The organism is Humidesulfovibrio sp. (genome assembly GCF_030689645.1).
Lineage (GTDB): Bacteria > Desulfobacterota > Desulfovibrionia > Desulfovibrionales > Desulfovibrionaceae > Humidesulfovibrio.
The window spans coordinates 14,209-33,560 of record NZ_JAUYFU010000003.1; the positions used below are offsets into that span (position 1 = coordinate 14,209).

Consider the following 19,352-nt stretch of genomic DNA (forward strand, 5'->3'; position numbering starts at 1 on the left):
CCTCCCCCCCATTTTCGCCGCACCCCGCCCGCCAGCGCCGCAACGAGAGCGCCGCCATGCCCGCCCCACACGACACGCCGCTTGCGGCCCGCTGCTCCACCCGCGAGACCATCCTGCTGGTGGACGACGAGGCTGACATCCGCGAACTGCTCTCCATGCTGCTGGAAGACCTCGGCTTTTCCGTGCTCACCGCGCCGGATGGCGAAAAGGGTCTGACCCTGTTTCGCACCCTTGAGGCCCCCATCGTGCTGACGGACATCAAGATGCCCGGCCTGGACGGCATCGGGCTCTTGGCGGCCATAAAGGAACACCGGCCAGATACGGAGGTCGTCATGATCTCCGGCCACGCGGACATGGAGCTGGCCATAGCCAGCCTTAAGCTCGGAGCCTCGGACTTCATCACCAAGCCCATCGACGTGACTCTGCTTGAGCACAGCCTGAACAGGGCCTGCGAGCGCCTGACGCTCAAACGCCAGGTGCGCGAGCACACCCTGAACCTCGAACGCCTGGTGGCTGAAAAAAGCGCCCGGCTGGTGGACCTGGAGCGCAGGCTGGCCGCCCGGCAAATAGTGGAGGGCCTGTCCTCGGCCATGCGCTTCGTGGCCAGCGAGCCAGACGGCCAGGGCTCCCTGGGCGAACTGCCCTGCTTTGTGGCCATCCACAACCGGGAAGGCCGCGTCATCACGGCCAACACTTTGTACCGCGAGCACCTGGGCGAACCGGAGGGGCGAGAGTCACACGCCGCCTACGGCGAAGCCTATCCCGGCGGGGCTGGCTGCCCCGTTGACCTGACCCTCAAAACAGGGCGCCCCGGCCAAAGCCGGGAAACCCTCTACGGCGTGGACGGACGGACTTTCAACGCCCTGGTGTCCACAACGCCCATCAACGGCGGCCGCAAAGACACGGCCATGGTGCTGGAAGTGGCCGTGGACCTGACCGAGGTGGAGCGCCTGCACGCGGAACTGATACAAAGCCACCGGCGCTACCGCGACCTGTTCGACGCCGTGCCCTGCGCCATCACCGTGCAGGACCGCGCCCTGAACATCGTGGAGGCCAACAAGACCTTTCTGCGCGAGTTCGGGGCGAGCGTCGGCCAGACCTGCTTCGAAGCCTACAAGCACAGCCCGGAGCCCTGCCCGGACTGCCCCATCCTGGCCACCTTCGAGGACGGCCAGCGCCATCAGGCCGAAACCGTGACCACCGACGCCGCAGGCCAGGCACGCAACCTGCTCATCTGGACCGCGCCGCTTCTGGACGACCATGGCCGGGTGGAGAAGGTCATGGAGGTGTCCACGGACATCACCCAACTGCGCCAATTGCAGGACCACCTGAGCTCGCTGGGCATGATGCTCGGCAGCATGTCCCACGGGGTCAAGGGCCTCTTGATGGGCCTCGACGGCGGCATGTACCGCGTGGAGTCCGGCCTGAACAAAGGCGACCTGGCCAAGATCAAGAGCGGCTGGGAGCTGGTGCGCCACCGGGTGGAGCGCATCCGCAAGATGGTGCTGGACATCCTCTACTACGCCAAAAGCCGCGATTTGGACCTCTCGGAGACGCCGGTGCGGGCCTTTGCGGAAGACCTGGCCATGATCGTGGAGGCCAAGGCCGTGGCCAACAACATTCTGTTCACGCGGGACTTCGCCGCAGCTGCGGGCCTGTTCCAGGCCGACCACTCGGCCCTGTCCTCGGCCCTGGTCAATTTTCTGGAGAACGCCGTGGACGCCTGCCTGTGCGAGACCACGGGCAGGAGCCGCGAGCTGACCTTCCGCGCAGCGGTGGAGGCCGCGCCGGAGGAAGACGCAAGGGTCGTCTTCACCATCACCGACACCGGCGTGGGCATGAGCCGCGAGGAACGCGAGAAGATGTTCACCCTGTTCTTCTCGTCCAAGGGCAGCAAGGGCACGGGCATCGGGCTGTTCATCTCCAGCCGGGTGATCGCCCAGCACCACGGCGGAATCGAGGTCGACTCCGCCGAAGGCGAGGGCACGCGCGTCACCGCCTGGCTGCCCGCGCGCCAGCCTGCGGCGCTGGCGCCCCGCCCGGCAAACGACGCAGCAACCTGAGCCCCATGAGCCAGCGCCCGGACCTCTTCCAGCCCGGCCTGCCCCTGGCCGCCAAGATCATGGGCTGCCTCGTGGCCCTCATCCTGGGTCTGGCCCTGTTCCTTTTCCAATTCAACACAAAAAGCTTCCGCGACCTGGCGGAAAAGAACGCCGACCTTGAGGCCGACCGCATCTGCGAGGCCATCAAGTCCGGCGCGTCCAGCGCCATGATGCGCAACGAACGGGGCGAACTGCAGAAGATCGTGGAGCGCGCCGGGCGCATGGAGGGCGTCCGCGGGGTCAGCATCCTGAACAAGGAAGCCCTGGCCATGTTCGCCAGCCGCGAGGACGCCATCGGCGTTCGCTGGCCGGTGAAGGGCTTCCAGTGCGCGGCCTGCCACGACCGGGCCATACCGCCGGACACCCTGGAACTGGAAGAGCGCTCGCGCATCGAAGACGGCAACGCGGGCTCCCGCAGGCTGACCATCTTCAGCCCCATCGCCAACGACGAGGGCTGCGCCACGGCCTCCTGCCATTTCCACAAGCCCTCGGAAAAAGTGCTTGGTGTGCTGGTGCTCGACATGACCCTGGACAAGCAGGAAGAAACGCTGGCCCAGCTGGTGGAGACCAACACCGTGAGCCTGGGGGTCTTTCTAGCCGGTGTTTTCGTCCTGCTCTACGCCGTGGTCTACCTGCTCATCCAGCGGCCCGTCCGCTCCATCATCGGCGTTACGCGGCGCATGGCCGGGGGCGACCTGGCCTGCGGCATGAGCTGCGGCCAGGCAGTGCCCCAGCGCGACGAATTGGGCGAACTGGCCCACGCCATCGGCCTCATGTGCAGAGACCTCGGGCTCAAGCACGCGGAGATCGTGAACCAGCGCCAGCTCTACCAAAGGCTTTTCGAGGGCGTGCCCTGCATCATCACGGTGCAGGACCGCGACTTCAAGCTCCTGCGCTACAACCAGACCTTCGCCGACCTGTTCCACGCCCGCAAGGGGGCCTACTGCTTCGAGGCCTACAAGGGCCGCACGGAGAAATGCCCCAACTGCCCGGTGGAGAAGACCTTCAAGGACGGCCAGCCGCACTTCACCGAGGAAACCGGCGTGTACAAGGACGGCACTCGCGCCCACTGGATTGTGACCACCGCCCCCCTGCACGACGAGGACGGCAACGTCACCGCAGCCATGGAGATGTGCCTGGACATAACCGGCCGCAAGCGCCTGGAGGAAGAACTGCGCAAAAGCGAGCGCAAGTATCAGGACATTTTCAACAACATCCCCAGCGCGCTCTTCGTCATCTGCTCCCAGAACATGACCATTCTGGACCTGAACCGCAGCGCGGCCAACCTGTACGGCTACCGCCGGGGCGAGCTCATAGGCCAGAGCGCAGAGATTCTCTTCCCGCCGGAGGACGCCCAGGCCGGAGTGCTGGCCCTGGCGCAGGGCGAGCAATTGGGCCGCGCGCGCAATCAGACCAGGGATGGCCGGGTGTTCTTCGCGAACATCACCGCCGCCCATTCGGAGTCCGACGACCGCCCGGTGATCCTGGCCACAACCACGGACGTCACCGAGCGCATCCGCGCCGAGCGGCAGATGGTGCAGGCCTCGCGCATGGCCACCCTGGGAGAAATGGCCACAGGCGTTGCCCACGAGCTGAACCAGCCCCTGGCCGTGCTGTCCATGGCCGCCAGCCTGTTCCAGCGCAAGGTGGAGCGGGGCGAGACCGTGGACCCGGAAACCCTGCGAACCCTGGCGGGCAAGATTCAGTCGAATGTGGAGCGCGGCACGCGCATCATCAACCACATGCGCGAGTTCGGGCGCAAGCCCGCAGACCAGCACGCCGTGCCTGTGGATGTGAACGAGGTGATCCGCCGGGCCTTTGAGTTCTTCAGCCAGCAGTTGCAGGTGCGGGGCATCGCAGTGACCTTCGATCTGGCGGAGGAGCTGCCGCCCGTGCTGGCCGACCCGGCCCGCCTGGAGCAGGTGTTCATGAACCTGCTCTTGAACGCCCGCGACGCCATTGAGGACAAGTGCGCGGCATCGCCCTGCTCCGAGGGCGACCGGCGCATCATCCTGCGCACGCGGGCCCGCAGGCGCGGCGTGCAGGCAGAGGTGTCCGACACGGGTCCGGGCATCCCCAGGGAGATAATGTCTCGGATTTTCGAGCCCTTCTTCACCACCAAGCAGGTGGGCAAGGGCACTGGGCTGGGGCTTTCAATCAGCTACGGCATCATGCAGGACTACGGCGGAGCCATCCACGTGCGACCGCGTTCCGGCCAGGGGGCGAGGTTCGTGCTGGTGTTCCCGCGCCTGGGGCAAAGCCCCCCGGCAGGCGAGGCGGACCAGGACCGCAGCGCGGGTGCGGGGCATTAGAGGACGATGGGCTCGCGAGGGGTTGCCGGTCCGCCCTTGAGGTAGCCCTTGGCTGTGCCGTAAATCCGCTCGCTGGCGGCTTCGGCATGCTTCACGGCTTCGCGGCTGGTGGGATTGACCTCCAGGGCGGCCTGGGCGGCGGCCAAGGCCTCGCTCCAGGCGCGGCGCTCCAGGGCGCCCTTGGCCAGCCGCACCAGCATGGCCTCGTTAGGGCCGAAACGGCGCAGGGCGGCCTTGAGGACCTCCTCGGCCTTCAGCCCCTCGCCCAGGGCATCCTGGCACTGGGCCAGGAAGGTGTAGGCGCGGGCATCTGTGGGCGCAATTTCGATATTTCTCTGAAAATATTCCATGGCCTCGGCCACAAGGCCAGCCAGCATGAGCCGGTTGCCCAGGTCAACCAGCAGCCCCGGCTCGTCGGTGAAGGACTCCATGGCGCGCCGGAAAAACTTGCGCGCCTCAAGGGGCTCCTTCTTGTCCAGCTCGGCCTGCCCGGCCAGCACCAGCTCATCCAGCTCGGCCAGACGCCTGCGGCGCTCGTCCACCTGGGCCTTGCCGAGCAGAGTCTCCAGAATGTCGGCCATGCGCTTAAGGCTGGCAGAAAGATCCTTCTCCTGGCCCTTCTTGTAGGAAAGGCCGCCGGGCACGGCGCGCTTGATGGCCTCGTGCTCGCTCAACAGGCGCACGGCCTCCTCCATGAGGATGCTGATCTCGATGCGCTCCCGCCCGAAGATCTGCGATCCCGTCAACAAGTCCAGCCCCTGCGCCAGGGCGCGCAGGCTGCGCAAAACATCCTTGCGCTGCAAGTAGAACTTGGAGCGGGCGATGTGCTCGCGCACGTTCTTCGGGCTGGCTTCCATGCATTGCTCCCCTTCCGCCGGGGCTTCGCTGGCCGCGCAAGAGGCGCTGCCGTGCCGAACGGAACTTTGTACGCATACCTCAGCTTCAATGCATGATCAAGTAATCCGGGCTCCAAGCCCTTACGGCAACGTTCCGCCCGGAGCGCCTTGCGCCGCATGGCAACGGCTGCTACGCAAAGACGTAAAGACGCCCGGCCCCAGGGGATAGACATAATTCTCCCAACATCGCAGACCCGTTTCGCATGGGGAGCTTCCGGCGGCCAAGCATGAACCGTCGGCCGCCCCTGGCGCCTGCTGGCCTGAAGCCCGATTTCGCATGCCAGGCCATGTGTTTTTGACGTGCTCTAAGCATACCCGTTGTTTCTTGCCCGCAGAACGGGATTCGGGCATAGTGGATCGAGGTTTCCCCAGCGGAGCCGATTGGCGGAGCCCCTTGCCCCCGGCCAGGAAGCCAGCCCGTCCGCTCCAGAAACCCCGCCCCGCAACGCACCAGCACCCGACGCCAGGAGTCGTTCATGGCCGTACATCCCCTTGCAGGAAAACCCGCCCCAAAAGCTATCCTGACCGACATCCCGCGCCTGCTCGACGCTTACGCGGCCGTGCGCCCTGACCCGTCAGACCCGGCCCAGCTGGTGAGCTTCGGCACCTCCGGCCACCGCGGCACCTGCGCAGCGGGCAGCTTCAACGAGGATCACATCCTGGCAATCAGCCAGGCCATCTGCGAACACCGCAAGGCCGCAGGCATCACCGGCCCGCTCTACATGGGCATGGACACCCACGCCCTTTCGCGCCCGGCCCTTGAAACCGCCCTTGAAGTCTTCGCTGCCAACGCAGTGGACGTGATGATCCAGTACGCGCCGGGCGAGGGCCTCGGCTTCACGCCGACCCCGGTCATCTCCCACGCCATTTTGACCCACAACAGGCAAGGCGTCGAAGCCAGGGCCGACGGCGTGGTGGTCACCCCATCGCACAATCCGCCCCAGGACGGCGGCTTCAAGTACAACCCGCCCGAGGGCGGCCCAGCCGACACAGCCACCACCAAGGCCATAGAGAACCGCGCCAACGAAATCCTGCGCCAGAAGCTGGCCCCGGTGCGGCGCATGCCCTTCGAGCGCGCCCTCAAGGCCGGAACAACGCACCTGCACGACTACATACGCCCCTATGTGGACGATCTGGGCAACATCCTGGACATGGAGTGCATTGCGGCCGCCGGCCTGAAGATCGGAGCCGATCCCCTGGGCGGCTCCGGCGTGGGGTTTCTGGAGCCCATCGCCGAGCGCTGGGGGCTGAACCTCACCGTGGTCAACAAGGCCGTTGACCCCACCTTCTCCTTCATGACCGTGGACAAGGACGGCAAGATCCGCATGGACTGCTCCTCGCCTTACGCCATGCAGTCGCTCATCGCCCTCAAGGACGACTTCGACGTGGCCTTCGGCAACGACCCGGACTTCGACCGCCACGGCATCGTCACCCGCAGCCACGGCCTGCTCAATCCCAACCACTACCTTTCCGTGGCCGTGGACTACCTGTTTCGAAACCGGCCCGGCTGGCGCGATGACGCAGCCGTGGGCAAGACCGTGGTCTCCAGCTCCATGATCGACCGCGTGGCCGCGAGCCTGGGACGCAGGCTCTCCGAAGTGCCCGTGGGCTTCAAGTGGTTCGTGGAAGGGCTCCTCGACGGCTCCTACGGCTTCGGCGGGGAAGAAAGCGCCGGGGCGAGCTTCCTGCGAAAGGACGGCAGCGTATGGACCACGGACAAGGACGGCATCATCATGGGCCTCTTGGCGGCGGAGATAACCGCACAGACGGGCCGCGAGCCTGGCGAGACCTACGCCGAACTGGAGGCGCGCTTCGGCAGCCCGGTATACGAACGCCTGGACGCGCCGGCCACGCCAGCCCAAAAGACGGCCTTCAAGCGCCTGACCCCGGACATGGTTTCAGCCGACACCCTTGCGGGCGAAACGATCACCGCAAGGCTCACCCGCGCGCCGGGCAACGGGGCCGACATCGGCGGGCTCAAAGTTGTGACGGAAAACGGCTGGTTCGCCGCCCGGCCCTCGGGCACGGAAAACATCTACAAGATCTACGCGGAAAGCTTCCTGGGCCAGGACCACTTGGAGCGCGTCAAGGACGAGGCCCAAAGCATTGTGGACGAAGCCTTCCGCGCGGCCGGAGCCTAGGCGGAGATCTATGACGGAGAACAGGCCAGAATGCCGCGCTCCAAGGCGCTGGCAGGCGCTGGAAACGCCCAGGCCATGACCCCGGCGCGGCAAACCGTTGAAGCCCTGCGCAGGTTTCTGCGCACAGGTCAAAACAACGCGGCCCAGGATTTGCCGGAACTGCTGGTGCGCGCGCAGGGGATCATAAGCGCCGATTCGACGCCCGGAGACGACGCGGCCACGGCAGGGGAATGCGTGTTCCTGCTGGCCGCCTGCCTGCGCACCCAGCGCGACCCGCTTATGGCCTACAGGCTGTTCCTTACCCTCGCTGTTGCGGGCAAACTGGGACGCGCATACGCCGCACTGCACATCCAGTCACGGGCCTGGCCCCTGCCGCAGTGTTCCGCCCTGCTGCAAACATTGCCCGGCCATGACTTCCTGGCGCTGCTGAACGACCTGCTTCTTGACTGCCCGGCCGAGGACAAGCAACTGGCTCTCTGGCTGCGGACACTGCTGCCCGCGCCAGGGCGTCTGGATGGACGCGAAGCCTTGCTGTTCCTCAAGACCATGGCTCCCACCGCCATGGGCGACGGCGCTCCCCTGGCCCGCCCGCTACGCGACGCGCTGCTTGCCGCCGGACTGAGCGAGAGCATGCCTGCGGCCTTTGTCGGAATGCCAGGCGCGGCCACCGCCGAGGCCCTGCTTCTGGCGGCGGAGACCCTGGCCGTTCCCGCCATGCAGGCAGAAGCCCTGGCCTATGCCTTGCGCTCTGCCGGAGCCGAGGGGCCAAGCCGCTTACAGCCTCTGCTTGCCGCACCGCCGGACCTGGAGCCGCGCGATGTGGCCCTGGCCACGGAAATGCGCCGCCTGGCCCTCTCGCCCGATGCTCCCGAACGGCTGCTGAGCGCGGCCCAGACTGAGCCGGAGATGCTGGGCCTTGTTCTGGCGGACCTCATGACCGGCGATGGTCCATTCTCGGCTGCGGCTCAGCGTCTGCTGCCGCTTCTGCCGCGCCTGGGCGTGGACTCGGCCCTGGCCGCCCTGCCGCAAGAAGCCCACGGCATCGTCTACGCGCGCCTGCTTAGCGCCCTGGCCCAACTTGAGCCGGACTTTCTGCGCCGCGCCGCCAAGACCCTTGGTCTGCAGTCCGGTCTCGACGCCGCTGCGGGCCAAGCCCTGGCCGACCTGCTGCGTGCGCGGCCAGGGCTGGATGCGCAAACGCTTTTCAGCTCCGCCGCCTGGACGGCGCAGGCAACGCCCACAGGCCCGGCCTCGCCCCTGCCAAGGAGCGCGCAAAGCCGCCGCTCCACCCTGGCCGATGTCCTGAAAAACGTCATGCTCCCCCTGAAGGACCTGGAGTTCTCCCACTCCACCCTGGCCGACCAGGTGCTGGAAGGCGTCACCATCAGCGGCTCGAACCTCTCGCACTGCCGTTTTTCCGGCGTCACCTTCCGGCGGATGCGCCTGAGCGCAGTACAGCTTCACCATTGCGAATTCATAAATTGTTTGTTCCAGTCCTGCGTCTTCTATGGCGCAGACCTTTCAGGCAGCCGCTTCCAGACCTGCCGCTGGGGCGGCGTGAGCTTCGAGTCCAGCGACCTTTCCCGCGTGCGCCTGGAAGGATGCTCCGTGGGCTCCGGGGCCTTTGCGGAATCATGCCTTGCCGGGGCCTCGCTGGTCAAAACCCGGCTCGAGTCCGTGAGCTTCCGCACTTGCGCCTTGGCCGGGCTGCGTATTCTTGAATGCGCGCTGGCCCGGCTCACGTTCACGCGCACGGACATCTCCGGCGCCCTGTGGGAGAAGAGCGTCTGCCGCGACCTGGATTTCACCTCCTCCTCCCTCGCCGCAGCGCGCATTCTCGGCAGCGAATGCCTGAACCTCCGCCTCCTGCGCACCGTCTCGCCAAGCCTGACCGTGCTGGGTGGCCACACGGACAGCCCGCGCCTGCTGCAGGCCGAGGCCGCCACGCGCGCGCGCTGTCTGGACAGCGTCTGCCAAGACCTGCCGGAGCTCGCCGCGCCCCTTAGAAGCGGTGCAGGCGCAAAATTCGTACGCGCCTGCGTAGACAAATTCCTGCGGGTGGACGAGGCGCGGCGCACCTTGGCCGCCATGCGCGGGCAGGATCAACGCCGCCGCGAACTGGCCCTGGATCGCCTGACCGAACCCCAGGGGCAGTTGCTGGGCCTCTTGCCCGTCCTTCTTACAACCAGCGTTTTTGAGCAAGCCCAAGATCTCCAAGGCGTCCCCGCCTGCGCCATCAGCGGCCACGCCCGGCTGAACCTGCCCACGCGGGAGGACCGCGCCGTGCTGGAGCGCCTGTTTCCGGGCCAAGAGCTGCCAAGATCCGCCAAGGAACTCCCTGAACCTGTGCTGATTCTGGAGGCCGTATACGCCATCGGCTCCCTGGGCTCGGTGGCGCAGAAGCCAAGCTCCGACGTGGACTGCTGGGTTTGCGTAAGCCCCGCCCCCGGCTGCAGGGACTTCCCCGCCGCCCGAACAGGCCTGGTCAAAAAGCTGCATGGGCTGGAAATATGGGCCTGGGAACAGTTCAGCCTGGAGCTGCATTTTTTCCCCATGGCCATGGACGAGGTGCGCCTAAACAATTTCGGCATGAGCGACAAGGAGAGTTCCGGTTCGGCCCAGGCCGCCCTGCTGAAGGAGGAATTCTACCGCACCGCCCTCAAACTGGCGGGCCGCGACCTGTTGTGGTGGGCCGCGCCGCCCTTGGCCTCGCAGGCCGAGGCCCAGGAGCTCCTGGCCGACCTGTCCCGGCTGGCCCCGCGCACGGCCTCGGAGCTGGTGGACCTGGGCCAGCCGCAGGCCATCCCGCCCCAGGAATACTTCGGGGCTTGCCTGTGGCAGATAGTGAAGGCCCTGCACAGCCCGTACAAATCCGTGATGAAACTTGGCCTGTTGGAGAAATACGCGGGCCAGGGCCAGGACATGCGCCTGTTGTGCGACCGCATCAAGGAAGCGGTGCTGCGCGGCCGCAGGCTGGCGGAGGACGTGGATCCGTACCTGTCGCTGTTCACCTCCATCCGCAAGCACTACCGTCAACTGGGCGACCCCGGCAGCCTTGGCCTCATCGGAGAATGCCTGCGGCTGAAGGCCGATGTGGCCCCGGAGGACCTGCCTGCCGAATTCGATGCTCCGGGTTTGGCCCTCTCCCCTAGCGCGGCCCAAGGCGGCGACGCCGGAGCCTTTGGCTCGGCTCTGCGCCTGGGCGGCATGGTGAACCAGTTCATGATCTCGGCCTATCGGCGCATTCAAGGCGGCCTGCGCGCCCACCAGGGCGGCGCCCAGATCAGCCCGGAAGACCTTACCCGCCTGGGAAGGCGCATTGCCGCGAATTTCGCCCAGCACCCGCACAAGGTGGTGCTGGTGCCCTTCCTGTCCGACGAGGTCACCTTCACCGAGCTGTCCTTCTATGCGGAGAAGGCTCCGGGCAAGCGCACCATCTGGGGGGTGAAGGGCAAGGACAAGAGCGCGGGCAAGGTTGCTGTGGAGACCCTTGCGCCCATCCGCCGCGATACGGACGTTGTGCGCCTCCTGGCCTGGCTGCTGTTCAACGGTCTCTATGACCCCCGACAAATAGTGCAGGCGGAGCGGAGCCTTGCGCCCATCGCCCTCTTGGACCTGCAAGCCGTGCTGGCGGATTTGGCGGCTTTCTTCCCCAGGCGCGCCACCCTGGAGCCGGATCTGGACGAGTACCTGCAATCAGAGCGCGTGGCGCGCGCATATGTCATCACCAACCTGCCGGTGCCCACGGACAAGAACAAGATCCTCACCGCTTCCGTGCTCTACTCAACCAACTGGGGCGAGGTATTTTGTCAGACATTCGACAACCCGCCCCTGACATTACAGAAAGCTCCTCTGGTTTTTCTGAGCGAGGCGCTGGCCAGGCCCATCACCAGGCAGATGGACCTGCGCTTTTTCGCACCCAAGAAATCCGCCGCACCTAAGCTCAAGCTGGAATAGCCGCGAGCTCGCACTGCTGCCCTTGGCTGCTGCGTGTAGACAAGACGCCGCCGTCCAGGTAGGGGGGGCCGGAAGCCGTTGCGCACCGCCTGCCCCGAAACAGCCGCAGGCGGGCGCCATAATGAAATGACGCCATTTTCGGAGGAATGCACATGAAGAATGCCTACAGAAAAAAACTCGACAGAGCCGCCACCCTGATCCGCGAGGTCTTCACGGACCTGGAGAGCGAAGAATCCGGCGATTTCGACGCCTTCGGCACCCGGTTGGACGACCTTGCCGGCGAGATCGAAGACATCCTGCTTGAAGATGAGGATAAGACCGACGACGATGACGATGGCGGCGACGACAAGGACGATGACGATTAAGAATGGAGCATGAGGCGGCCACGAGCCGTCCGGCCCGGATATGAGCAGCGGCGGCCAAGCCCCGCGTGAAATATGAAGCGCCGTCGGCAGTGTCCGGCGGCGCTTTTTCGTTGTTGCGGCGGGAAAGGCTTCGGCCTAGCCCCGGAGCGGGGCGGAGGCGCTCCTGGGCGCGGGCTTGGATTCTTTGGGAATGACGGCGGTGGCCATCCAGTCCAGCACCAGGGCCACAGGAGCCGTGGGCTGGGTGAGGGCCTCCTGGGCCTGGGCCAGCACCAGGTCGAGCCTGCGCAGGCCCAAGGGGCCAAGGCGCGCAAGCCGCCGGGCCACGGGGCTGTCCTGCCCGGCCAGGGCGTGGGCCAGTTCACGCGAGAGGCCAGAGAGGATGCGCAGGGCCAGGGAGCGGTCCGCCGCGCCTTTGGTACCCGTGCGCTCGAACCAGCCCTGCCCGGAATCCCAGAAATTCAGCAGCGCGGCGATCCACTCCGCCGCGTCGGCCTCCGGGGCCTTGGCCTCGGGCCAGGGCAGGGTGAGCACGAAGCTGCGCGACACGAGGGTTTGCAAAAGCCGCTCGCGCTGGGGCGCCAGGAGCACGAACACATTGCCGGGCCGGGGCTCCTCCAGGGTTTTGAGCAGCAGATTGGCCACAGATGGGTGCAGGTCCTGGGCTTCCAGAAACACGGTGACGCGCTTGCCGGCGCCGTGTGCGGGCTGGCCCCAGACCGGGAGCAGGCGGCGCACGGCGTCGGTGCCGGACACGCCCCCCTGCTTGGCCTCGTCAAAAAACGCCTTGTCCACCACAATGAGGTCGCGGTAGGCGCGCTCTTCGATCTGGCGGCACAGGCCGCAAACGCCGCAGCCGCCCTGGGGACAGTTCACGACCTTGGCCCAGCCAAGGGCCGCGGCCTCGCGTTCGGCGGCGCTGCCGCCCTCCATGACCAGGCTCTGAGGCGGATGCTGGGCCAGGGTGCGCATGCGGGCCAGCACCTGCCCGTCCACCGGTGTCGATGGCTGGGCAGGCGCTGGCGCTGGCTGGCTGGCAGCCGTCTTCTGCATGGCGATCCTTGCGGCCTAGCGGCGCGTGAAGGTCTGCTTCCGGTCAGGGCCAACGGACACGAGTCCGATGGGCACGCCGGAAAGCTCCTCCATGCGCACGAGGTATTTGCGGGCGTTTTCCGGCAGGGCGGCGAAGGAGGTCACATTCGTGATGTCCTCATCCCAGCCGGGCATGGTCTCGTACACAGGGGTGACAAAGGCCATGCCGTTCTGCTCCTGCGGGGGATAATCCACCTGCTGGCCCTTGTATTCGTAGGCCACGCAGATTTTGAGCTCCTTGAGGCCGGAGAGCACGTCGAGCTTGGTCACGGCCAATTCGGTGGGACCGTTCAGGCGCACGCTTTCGCGCAGCACCACCATGTCGAGCCAGCCGCAACGGCGCTTGCGGCCCGTGGTGGCGCCGAACTCGCCGCCCTTTTCCTGCAGGTAGTCGCCGGTGGCGTCGAAAAGCTCGGAAGGGAATGGACCACCGCCAACGCGGGTGGTGTATGCCTTCACGATCGCAATGATGCGCTCCAGCATGCGCGGCGAGCAGCCAGACCCGGAGGCCGCGTTGCCCGACACAGTGGTGGACGAGGTGACGAACGGATAGGTGCCGTGGTCGATATCCAGCTGGGTGCCCTGCGCGCCCTCGAAAAGCACGGTGCCGCCGCCGTCCACGGCCTTCTGGATGGCCGTGGACACATCAGCCAGGTAGGGCCGGATGCGCTCGGCGATGGGCAGAAGCTCCTGGTACACGGCTTCGGGGTCCATTTCTTCAGCGCCGTAGAGGTTCTTGAACAGGACGTTCTTCTCCTCAATGGCGCGGGCGATCTTATCGCGCAGCAGCTCCGGGTCGGCCAGGTCGGCCGCGCGGATGCCGCAGCGGTGCATTTTGTCCTCGTAGCAGGGACCGATGCCCCGGCCCGTGGTGCCGATCTTGGCGCCGCCGGAAAGCTTGCCTTCCCTCGCCACATCCAGGGCGCGGTGGTAGGACAATATAATATGGGTCTTCTTGCTGATCATGAGCCGCTCAGGGCTCACGTCCACGCCCTTTTTCGCCAGGCTGTCGACTTCGCGCAGGAAGACCTCGGGGTCCAGCACCACGCCGTTGCCGATGAGGCAGACCTTGCCCGGGTGCAGAATGCCGGAGGGGATCAAGTGCAGCACGCATTTCTCGCCTGCCACCACGAGGGTGTGCCCGGCGTTGTTGCCGCCCTGGAAGCGCACGATGGCCGCCACTTCCTGGGCCAGCATGTCGACGATCTTGCCCTTGCCCTCATCGCCCCACTGGGACCCGAAGACCACGATATTTGACATGAAGGCTCCTTATGACTACTTGCCCATCCTCAAGGACGTCGTATTTACGGCAAGCGGCACAATTGCGTAAAAGAGGATTCAGCACATGTCAACAACCCCCCCGGACAATACAGCCGTAGCCCGCTCCAGGTTCAGGCGCGATCGCCTGATCCTTGGCATGCTTACGGCTGCGCTGGCCGGGCTCGTGGTGCATCACACCCTGACCCTGCCCATGCCCAAGAGCCTGGTGGTGGCGGCCCCGCGCCAAACGCGCATCACGGGCGACGCCTCCATGAGCTTTGAAAAGTCCCTGCTGGAGCGGTTCGCCCGCGAGCACGGCGTTAACCTGACCTTTGTGTTCACCGAGACCCCGGAAGAAACCCTGGAGATGGTCGAGGGCGGCCAAGCCCAAATCGGCCTGGCCCTTGGCGTGGCCCCGCAGCAAGTAACCGCCCGCGAAGCGCGCGCCTCAAAAAGAACTGGGAAAATCGCCTTCGGGCCGGAATACGACCGGCAACCCATTTACGCCGTAGACTGGGAGACGGGCTACGATCCGCCGGAGGACTCCTCCGGAGCTCTGGACGAACTCCTGCGCGTGGCGAAATCCTTTTCCCTGAGCCCGCGCCAAGCCCCGGCCCTGCCGCTGGACGCCCTGCACCTGCTTCTGCCCTTCGTGTCCGAGGTGCGCGACGCCGCACCCACCCAGCATGAGGCCTCCTACCGCTTCGTATGGCGAACGGACGTGCCCAGGCTGGACAAGGCCATGAACGAATTCTGGACCCAGCTGCTGGCCGAGGGCGGCCTGCCGGCCCTTCACGAGCGCACTTTGGGCTTCTTCCCCACCGACCCGGACCCCTTTGAGATGGAGCTTCTGCGGCGCACCCTGGCGCTGCACATGCCAACGCACCGCAAATCCATCCAGCGCGCCGCCAGCAAATGGCGCATCGACCCCTTCCTGCTCACGGCGGTGATCCACCAGGAGTCGCGCTTCGACGCGAGCGCGGTGAGCGCCACGGGAGTGCGAGGGCTGATGCAGATGACCGGAGCCACCCTGGAAGAGCTGGACGTAAAAGACCCCGAGAACTCCGCCGAGGTCATCAACGCCGGAGCGCGCTACCTGGACATGCTGCGCACGCAGTTTTTGCAGATGGGCTACGCGGCCGACGACGCAATGCTGCTGGCCCTGGCCTCCTTCAACGTGGGCCAAGGCCACGTCATGGACGCCATCGACCTGACGCGCGGAGACGGGCAGGATCTGCCCACGTGGCTGGGAGTGCGCCAAACCCTGCCGAAGCTGGCGGAGCTGCCCGTGGCCCTGCGGACGCGCTACGGCCTGTGCAGGGGCGGAGAGGCCGTGGATTTCGTGGACAAGGTTCGCTACTTCGCCTTCGCCATCCGGGGGCTAATCCTGGCCTCGCCGGAGGGGGATGAGTTTCCCAGCCTTCGGCTTGCTCTGGCGCCCTGACGGCTTGGCCGGGGCCTTGCCGCCGGCTCCATCCGTTCTGGCTCCAGCATCCGCCGGGCGTTCGTCGCCCTGCTGACGCGATTTGCCCGCCTGGGCCTGGGGAGCTGTCAGGTCCAACAGATCCAAGCTCGGAGCGGAAGCGCCCGGCTGTCGCGAGGCCGCCAGATTGTAATTGAAGAGCTGGTTCTTCATGCGCACCGCCTGGATGAGGCCAAACACCAGGACGGACTCCTCCCAGCGGCGGGTGGGTTCGAACTGGCGCACGGCTTCGGCGTGCTTCTCCCACAGGTCCATGAGCGAAGCCTCGTCAAAGGCCACCAGTTGGCGGGCCAGTTTGACCAGGGCGTTTTCCAAATACGATTCGGCCATGCGGGGAAACCTCCAGGTGCGCCGAAAAAGGCGCATGAGCGGCTCACTACCAGAAACCGGCCCGGCAGCCAATTCAAATTTGCCCGCCGCAGTCGGCTGTGCTAGGAACTCTCCGCACGCGACACCACATTATGAAGGGGACAAGGCCATGAGCGACCTCAAGAAGATGTACACCACCCTGCTGGGCGACAGCTTTCCCGAAGACCTGCGCATCACCCTGGGCGACCAGGAACTGGTGTACAAGAAGCGCACCTGGAACATCGGCGGCGAGGTGCGCGGCCTGCGCTATGGCGAAAACCCCGACCAGCCCGCGGCCCTGTACGAGCAGGTCGGCGGCGGCCTGGTCCTCGACGGCGTGGCCTTCCGCGGTCCCGGCCAGGGCCTCGTGTCCGCCCTGACTGAGGAGCACATGCTCCAGGCCGGCAAGCACCCCGGCAAGACCAACCTGACCGACGTGGACAACGCGCTGAACATTTTGCAGTACCTCACCGCGCGCCCGGCTGCTGTCATCCTTAAGCACAACAATCCCTGCGGCGCGGCCTGGACCGACCTGGGCATCGCCGAAGCAGTAAGCCGCGCCTTCTGGGCCGACCGCATCGCCGCCTTCGGCGGGGCCATCGTGGTCAACCGGCCCCTGACCAAAGAAGCTGCGGAGCTCATCAACTCCTTCTATTTCGAGGTGGTGGCCGCGCCGGAGTTCGAGCCCGGCGTTGTGGACATCCTCAAAGCCCGCAAGAACCTGCGCATCCTCAAAATCCCCGGCATTGCAAAGCTCGACGAGCTGGCCAAGGCGCCGTTTCTGGACATCAAGGCCCTGTTCGACGGCGGCCTGGTGCTCCAGACCTCGTTCCAGAGCCGCATTCGCCAGGAGGCCGACTTCCTGCCCGCAGCGGCGGAAAAGGACGGCGTGAGCTACGCCGCGCGCAAACCCAGCGCTCAGGAGATGCAGGACCTTATCTTCGCCTGGTCCATCGAGGCCGGAGTCAGCTCCAATTCCGTCATTTTCGTGCGCGACGGCGTGACCACGGCCATCGGCACCGGCGAGCAGGACCGCGTGGGCTGCGTGGATCTGACCATCTCCAAGGCGCGCACCAAGTACGCCGACCTGCTCTCCTTCAAGGAGCAGGGCGTGAGCATCTTCGAACTCATGCTCGCCGCCCGCACGGACGAAGCCAAGGCCGAAGCCCTGGCCGACATCCGCAGGCGCTCGGACGAAGCCAGGGGCGGTCTGCCCGGCTCGGTGCTCGTCAGCGACGGCTTCTTCCCCTTCCGCGACGGCGTGGACCTGTGCCTGGCCCAGGGCGTCACGGCCATCGCCCAGCCCGGCGGCTCCATGCGCGACTTTGAAGTCATCCGCGCGGTGAACGAGGCCAAGCCGCAAGTCGCCATGGTCTTCACCGGCCAGCGGTCTTTTAAGCACTAGGCCCGCATGACGAAAACCCTCAAGCTCTCCGGCTTTCTGCGGCCGGGCTGTATCGTGGAGTTCCTTCAGGACAACGAGGCGCACATCGCCTGGGTTCTGGAGGAAGCGCAGGGCCGCCTGCGCCTGCTCACCCGCACCAAACGCGAGGTCAAGCTGCCCTCCGCCCGCCTGCTGCCCTGGAGCGGCCCGGAATATCCCGGTACGGCCACCCGCGAAGAAATCAGCCACAGGCTCAACGACATCGACGCCCGCCGCCGAGAGATCATGGCCGGGGTCAAGGCCATGGAGCTTTGGGAAATGGCCCAGGGCGAGGTGGAGCACGCCCCGGCGGAATGGTTCGCCGGACTGCTGTGGACCGACCCCGGCGTGGACGAGGTCGCTGCCCTTGGGCGCGCCCTCCTGAACGCCAAGGCGCATTTCAAGTTCCAGCCGCCGGAGTTTGAAATCCATCCGGCTGACAAGGTCGAGGCCCGCCTGGTGCGCGAGCGCGAGGAAAAGGACCGCGAGGCCGTGGCCAACGCCGGACACGCCGTGCTCGGCGCGCTGTGGGCGCGCATCAAGTCCGGCCAGCCGCCGCTCTCCCCCAACGTCATCCTGCGCGAGGCCGAGGGCATGGACCCGGAGGTGGAGGCCCGCCTGCGCGACATGCTGCTGTCCCAGGTGGCGGGCAGGACCGGCGGCGAAGCCGACGCCCTGGCCAAGCTCTGGGAGAATCTCAAGAAGCCCCTGCCAGATGTGCCGCACCTGCCCCTGCAACTGGCTCAGGCCTGGGGCGTTTTGCCGCCGCACCACAACTACATGCTGGACCAGGCCGGATACGCCTGGGGCGACGACTGGTCGCGCGATTTCGCGGACGAGACCGCCGCCCAGAAGGCCCGCTTCGCCGCCCTTGCGAGCGCCGCAGCCGTGGACCCCACGCCCTACGTCAGCATCGACGCGGCCACCACCAGGGACATTGACGACGCGTTTTTCGTGGCCCAGGCCACCCTGCCCGACGGCAGCGCGGGCTACTCCTGCTGCGTCACCCTGGCGCGGCCCGGCGTTACCTGGGATTTCGGCGCGCCCCTGGACCGCGAGGTCTTCTCCCGCGCCACCAGCCTCTATTTGCCCGAAGGCAGCGGCCACATGATGCCCGAAGAGCTGGGCACCGGGCTTTACAGCCTCACCGCCGACGGCCCCAAGCCCGCGCTGGTGGCCGAGTTCCTGCTCAACGAGCGCGCAGAGATCGTCGAGGCCAGGCCCCGGCTGTCCTGGGTGCGCATCAAGCGCAACATCGCCTACCCGGACGCCCAAGCCGCCCTCGACGCAGACTCCGACCCGCAGCTCTCCCTGGCGCTCAAAATCGCCCGCGAGCTGTTCGCCCGCCGCCTGGAGCGCGGGGCCGTGGTCATCGACAAGCCCGAACCCCAGGTGATGCTGGAAGGCAAGGGCCAGGACCTGCGCGTGGTCATAGAGACCCGCGAGACCAGCCGGGACGCGGAGATGCTCGTCAGCGAGTTCATGATCCTGGCCAACTGCGGCCTGGCCTGCTGGGCGCGCGAGAACGGCGTGCCGCTCTTGTGCCGCACCCAGGACATCGCCCTGCCCAAGGAGGCCACGGGCGTGTTCAGCGACGCGGTGGACATCTTCCGCGTAGTGAAGCTGCTGGCCCCGCCGGCGCTGGAGTGCAACCCGCGCAAACACGCGGCCCTGGCCTGCGAGGCATACGCCACCATCACCTCGCCCATCCGCCGCTATGTGGATTTTTTGAACATGGCGCAGGTGCAGAGCTTCCTTGAAACCGGCGCGCCCAGGCTGGACAAGGCCGGGCTGGAGGCCCTCATCCCGCACCTTTCGGCGCGCATCCAGGAAGTGGGGCAGGTGCAGCGCTTCCGCCCGCGCTACTGGAAGCTCGTGTACTTAAGCCAGCGCAAGCGCGAGCCCTTCTCCGCCGTGGTGGTGGAAGACGCCGGGCCGTACCCCACCCTCTCCCTGCCGGACCTGCAGATAAC

Annotated in this window: 12 protein-coding genes; 8 read left to right on the forward strand and 4 right to left on the reverse strand. The window is 66.4% G+C overall.

From position 1 onward, the window contains the following. Positions 1-56: 56 nt before the first annotated feature. A complete protein-coding gene (locus tag Q8O35_RS00350; RefSeq protein ID WP_305569076.1) occupies positions 57-2,063 on the forward strand; it encodes a response regulator in 2,007 nt (668 codons plus the stop codon). A 5-nt stretch (positions 2,064-2,068) separates the two neighbouring features. Continuing rightward, positions 2,069-4,414 (forward strand): PAS domain S-box protein, encoded by a 2,346-nt coding sequence (locus Q8O35_RS00355; protein ID WP_305569078.1) that lies wholly within the window; start codon positions 2,069-2,071, stop codon positions 4,412-4,414. Here the strand turns inward: Q8O35_RS00355 and Q8O35_RS00360 are convergent. After that, positions 4,411-5,271 carry a tetratricopeptide repeat protein gene (locus Q8O35_RS00360; protein WP_305569081.1) on the reverse strand — a complete coding sequence of 287 codons (861 nt, stop codon included), beginning with the start codon at positions 5,269-5,271 and terminating at the stop codon, positions 4,411-4,413. The genes Q8O35_RS00355 and Q8O35_RS00360 overlap by 4 nt on opposite strands. 515 nt (positions 5,272-5,786) lie before the next feature. On the opposite strand from Q8O35_RS00360, the gene pgm reads away from it, so the two are divergent. The 3 genes from pgm (at position 5,787) to Q8O35_RS00375 (ending at position 11,773) form a co-directional block, all read left to right on the forward strand. Continuing rightward, entirely contained in the window at positions 5,787-7,451 is a 1,665-nt protein-coding gene (gene pgm / locus Q8O35_RS00365; protein WP_305569083.1) for a phosphoglucomutase (alpha-D-glucose-1,6-bisphosphate-dependent), read from the forward strand. A 30-nt stretch (positions 7,452-7,481) separates the two neighbouring features. Then, positions 7,482-11,408: a class I adenylate cyclase gene (locus Q8O35_RS00370; protein WP_305569085.1), complete on the forward strand. Its 3,927-nt coding sequence runs from the start codon at positions 7,482-7,484 to the stop codon at positions 11,406-11,408. A gap of 152 nt (positions 11,409-11,560) precedes the next feature. Continuing rightward, entirely contained in the window at positions 11,561-11,773 is a 213-nt protein-coding gene (locus tag Q8O35_RS00375; protein ID WP_305569087.1) for a hypothetical protein, read from the forward strand. Between the two features lie 135 nt (positions 11,774-11,908). Here the strand turns inward: Q8O35_RS00375 and Q8O35_RS00380 are convergent, their stop codons facing one another. Together Q8O35_RS00380 and Q8O35_RS00385 are read right to left on the reverse strand one after the other, a co-directional pair. Further along, positions 11,909-12,826 (reverse strand): DNA polymerase III subunit delta', encoded by a 918-nt coding sequence (locus Q8O35_RS00380; protein ID WP_305569089.1) that lies wholly within the window; start codon positions 12,824-12,826, stop codon positions 11,909-11,911. Between the two features lie 15 nt (positions 12,827-12,841). Next, positions 12,842-14,125, reverse strand: coding sequence for an adenylosuccinate synthase (locus tag Q8O35_RS00385; protein ID WP_305569091.1), 1,284 nt, complete (start codon positions 14,123-14,125; stop codon positions 12,842-12,844). Positions 14,126-14,210: 85 nt separating this feature from the next. Here Q8O35_RS00385 and Q8O35_RS00390 point away from each other — a divergent pair, with 85 nt between their 5' ends. Beyond that, a complete protein-coding gene (locus Q8O35_RS00390; RefSeq protein ID WP_305569093.1) occupies positions 14,211-15,569 on the forward strand; it encodes a transglycosylase SLT domain-containing protein in 1,359 nt (452 codons plus the stop codon). Here Q8O35_RS00390 and Q8O35_RS00395 read toward each other — a convergent pair. Continuing rightward, the gene (locus tag Q8O35_RS00395) at positions 15,507-15,938 is read right to left on the reverse strand and encodes a hypothetical protein (protein ID WP_305569095.1); all 432 of its coding nucleotides are present in this window, start codon (positions 15,936-15,938) and stop codon (positions 15,507-15,509) included. The genes Q8O35_RS00390 and Q8O35_RS00395 overlap by 63 nt on opposite strands. A 148-nt stretch (positions 15,939-16,086) precedes the next feature. Here Q8O35_RS00395 and Q8O35_RS00400 point away from each other — a divergent pair, with 148 nt between their 5' ends. Together Q8O35_RS00400 and Q8O35_RS00405 are read left to right on the forward strand one after the other, a co-directional pair. Next, entirely contained in the window at positions 16,087-17,361 is a 1,275-nt protein-coding gene (locus Q8O35_RS00400) for an IMP cyclohydrolase (protein WP_305569097.1), read from the forward strand. A 6-nt stretch (positions 17,362-17,367) separates the two neighbouring features. After that, positions 17,368-19,352, forward strand: a 1,985-nt coding sequence (locus Q8O35_RS00405) for a ribonuclease catalytic domain-containing protein (RefSeq protein WP_305569099.1), incomplete at its 3' end; no start/stop codon positions are given.